3 protein-coding genes are annotated in these 3,618 nt (G+C 72.3%); all 3 read left to right on the forward strand.

All coding sequences use genetic code 11. The features are described from left to right. A partial coding sequence (locus P1P75_RS40560; protein WP_319264785.1) for a DUF4350 domain-containing protein occupies nt 1–1,175 on the forward strand: 1,175 nt, incomplete at its 5' end. Continuing rightward, complete coding sequence (locus P1P75_RS40565) at nt 1,175–2,164, forward strand: MoxR family ATPase (protein WP_319264787.1); 990 nt, start codon at nt 1,175–1,177, stop codon at nt 2,162–2,164. The genes P1P75_RS40560 and P1P75_RS40565, both read left to right, overlap by 1 nt. Then, complete coding sequence (locus P1P75_RS40570) at nt 2,164–3,474, forward strand: DUF58 domain-containing protein (protein ID WP_319264788.1); 1,311 nt, start codon at nt 2,164–2,166, stop codon at nt 3,472–3,474. The genes P1P75_RS40565 and P1P75_RS40570 overlap by 1 nt, the downstream gene beginning before the upstream one ends. Nucleotides 3,475–3,618: the final 144 nt, after the last annotated feature.

Consider the following 3,618-nt stretch of genomic DNA (forward strand, 5'->3'; position numbering starts at 1 on the left):
CCGCCACCTCGGTCTCGCCCACCCCCCGCCAGGTGTGGACCCGCTCGCGCGGCATCGTCCTCGCCCTGCTGCTCCTCCTGGCCGGCGCCGCGGTCCTCGCCGCCCTCCGCTCCGACGCCCGCCACGGTGCCCTCGACCCCCGCTCCGGCGACACCTACGGCAGCCGCGCCGTCGCCGAACTCCTCGCCGACCACGGCGTTTCCACCCGCGTCGCCACCACCCTGGCCGAGGCCCGCACAGCGACCAGCCCGGACACCACCCTCCTGGTGGCCCAACCGGACCTGCTGACGGAACGCCAACAGAGGGAACTGCACGCCGCGACAGCCGACTCCGGCGGCCGCACGGTCCTCGTCGCCCCCGGCACCTGGTCCGTCGAGACCCTCGCCCCCGGCGTCACCGCGGACCCCGCCACCAGCCGCGGCTCCACCCTCGACCCCGACTGCGCGCTGCCCGCCGCACAGAACGCCGGCAGCGCCGACACCGGCGGCATCCGCTACACCACCACCCGCCCCGACGCAGACGAGTGCTACCCCAGCAACCGCCTGGCCACCCTGGTGCGCGTCCCGGACCCCACCGGCGACGGCGACACCGTCGTCCTCGGCGCACCCGACATCTTCCACAACGACCGCCTCGACGAGCAGGGCAACGCCTCCCTCGCCCTCCAACTCCTCGGCTCCCGCCCTCATCTCGTCTGGTACCTCCCCTCGCTCTCCGACACCTCCGCCGCGGACCAGGACGAGGAGAAAAGCTTCTTCGACCTGATCCCCTCCGGCTGGCTCTGGGGCACCCTGCAACTCTTCGTCGCGGCAGCCCTCGCCGCCCTCTGGCGGGCACGCCGGCTCGGCCCCCTCGTGCCCGAAAGACTCCCCGTCGCGATCCGCGCCTCCGAAACCGTCGAAGGCCGCGCCCGCCTCTACCGCAAGGCCGACGCGCGCGAACGCGCGGCCACCGCTCTTCGCTCCACCACCCGCACCCGCCTCGCCCCTCTCGTAGGCGTCCCCGCCACCCAGGCGCACACGCCCGAGACCCTCGTCCCCGCCCTGTCCGCCCACCTCCACGCAGACGGACAGTCCCTGCACGCCCTCCTCTTCGGCCCGGCACCCGCCGACGACACGGGCCTGATCACCCTCGCCGACCAACTCGACGCCCTCGAAAGAGAGGTACGCCGTCCATGATGGACCCGACCACTGACAACGCCGGGAGCACCGGGGACCCGGGCAGTGCCCGCGCCTCCCTGGAAGCCCTGCGCGCCGAGATCGCCAAGGCCGTGGTCGGCCAGGACGCCGCCGTGACCGGCCTCGTCGTCGCCCTCCTCTGCCGCGGGCACGTACTCCTCGAAGGAGTCCCCGGAGTGGCCAAAACGCTGCTCGTCCGCGCCCTCGCCTGCGCACTGGAACTCGACACCAAACGCGTCCAGTTCACCCCGGACCTCATGCCGAGCGACGTCACCGGCTCCCTCGTCTACGACAGCCGCAGCGCAGAGTTCTCCTTCCAGCCCGGCCCGGTCTTCACCAACCTCCTCCTGGCCGACGAGATCAACCGCACCCCGCCGAAGACCCAGTCCTCCCTCCTGGAAGCCATGGAGGAACGCCAGGTCACCGTCGACGGCACCCCCCGCCTCCTCCCCGACCCGTTCCTGGTCGCCGCGACCCAGAACCCGGTCGAGTACGAAGGCACCTACCCCCTCCCCGAAGCCCAGCTCGACCGCTTCCTCCTCAAACTCACCGTCCCGCTCCCCTCCCGCCGGCACGAGATCGACGTCCTCACCCGCCACGCAGAGGGCTTCAACCCCCGCGACCTGCGCGCCGCCGGCGTACGCCCGGCGGCCGGCCCCGCAGAACTCGCCGCCGCCCGCGCCGCGGTCGCCAGGACCACCGTCTCCCCCGAAATCACCGCCTACGTCGTCGACATCTGCCGCGCCACACGCGAATCGCCGTCCCTCACCCTCGGTGTCTCCCCGCGCGGCGCCACAGCTCTCCTCTCGACCGCCCGCGCCTGGGCCTGGCTGACCGGCCGCGACTACGTCATCCCCGACGACGTCAAAGCCCTCGCCCTCCCCACCCTCCGCCACCGCGTCCAACTCCGCCCGGAGGCCGAAATGGAAGGCGTCACCGCCGACTCGGTCATCTCCGCGATCCTCACCCACGTCCCCGTCCCCCGCTGATGGCACTCACCGGACGCACCGCGCTCCTCGCGGCCCTGGGCTCCCTCCCCGTCGGCATCTGGGAGCCCAGCTGGACAGGCATCCTCGCCGTGAACGCCCCCCTGGCCGTCGCCTGCGCCTGCGACTTCGCCCTGGCAGCTCCCGTACGCCGGCTGCGCCTGACCCGCTCCGGCGACACCTCCGTACGCCTCGGCGACACAGCGGACGTCACCCTCACCATCGCCAATCCCTCCCGCCGTCCCCTGCGCGCCCACCTCCGCGACGCCTGGCCCCCCAGCAGCTGGCAGCCCGGCACGGAATTCGCCGCATCCCGCCACGAGGTCACCGTCCCCGCCGGCGAACGCCGCCGCATCACCACCCGCCTACGCCCCACCCGCCGCGGCGACCGCCAGACCGACCGCGTCACCATCCGCTCCTACGGCCCCCTGCGCCTCTTCTCCCGCCAGGACACCCACAGGATTCCCTGGTCTGTACGGGTTCTGCCCCCGTTCACCAGCCGCAAGCACCTGCCGTCGAAACTCGCTCGTCTGCGTGAACTCGACGGCCGTACCAGCGTCCTGACCCGTGGCGAAGGCACAGAATTCGACAGCCTGCGCGAGTACGTCCCCGGCGACGACACCCGGTCCATCGACTGGCGCGCCACAGCTCGCCGCACCACGGTCGCCGTCCGCACCTGGCGCCCCGAACGCGACCGCCACATCCTCCTGGTCCTCGACACCGGCCGCACCTCCGCGGGCCGAGTCGGCGACGCCCCTCGCCTCGACGCCTCCATGGACGCAGCCCTCCTCCTGGCCGCCCTGGCCTCCCGCGCAGGCGACCGCGTCGGTCTCCTCGCCTACGACCGCCACGTACGCGCTCTCGTCCAGGGCCGCACCGCCCGAGACATGCTCCCCTCGCTGGTCAACGCCATGGCATCCCTCGAACCGGAGCTGATCGAGACGGATGCCCGCGGTCTCACGGCCACAGCGCTGCGGACGGCACCCCGCAGATCGCTGATCGTCCTGCTGACCACCCTCGACTCCGCCCCGGTCGAGGAGGGCCTCCTCCCGGTCCTCCCACAGCTCACCCAACGCCACACGGTCCTTGTCGCCTCGGTGGCCGACCCGCACATCGCGCGCATGGCCGCAGCCCGAGGCACCATCGATGCCGTGTACGAGGCAGCGGCGGCAGCCCAGGCCCGATCGGAGCGTCTCCGTACCGCCGAGAAGCTCCGCCGCCACGGAGTCACGATCGTCGATGCCACCCCGGATGAACTCGCGCCGGCACTCGCCGACGCCTACCTGGCACTGAAAGCGGCAGGCCGCCTATAACGCAAAAAAGGGCACCCGTTGTCTTAGGGAGCCCTCTACAGAAAACAGAAAACCCCCGTGCCATGGGCACGGGGGTTTTCCCTAAAGATTGTTCGGCGGCGTCCTACTCTCCCACAGGGTCCCCCCTGCAGTACCATCGGCGCG

Source organism: Streptomyces sp. ID05-39B, from assembly GCF_033794725.1.
GTDB classification, from domain to species: domain Bacteria; phylum Actinomycetota; class Actinomycetes; order Streptomycetales; family Streptomycetaceae; genus Streptomyces; species Streptomyces bobili.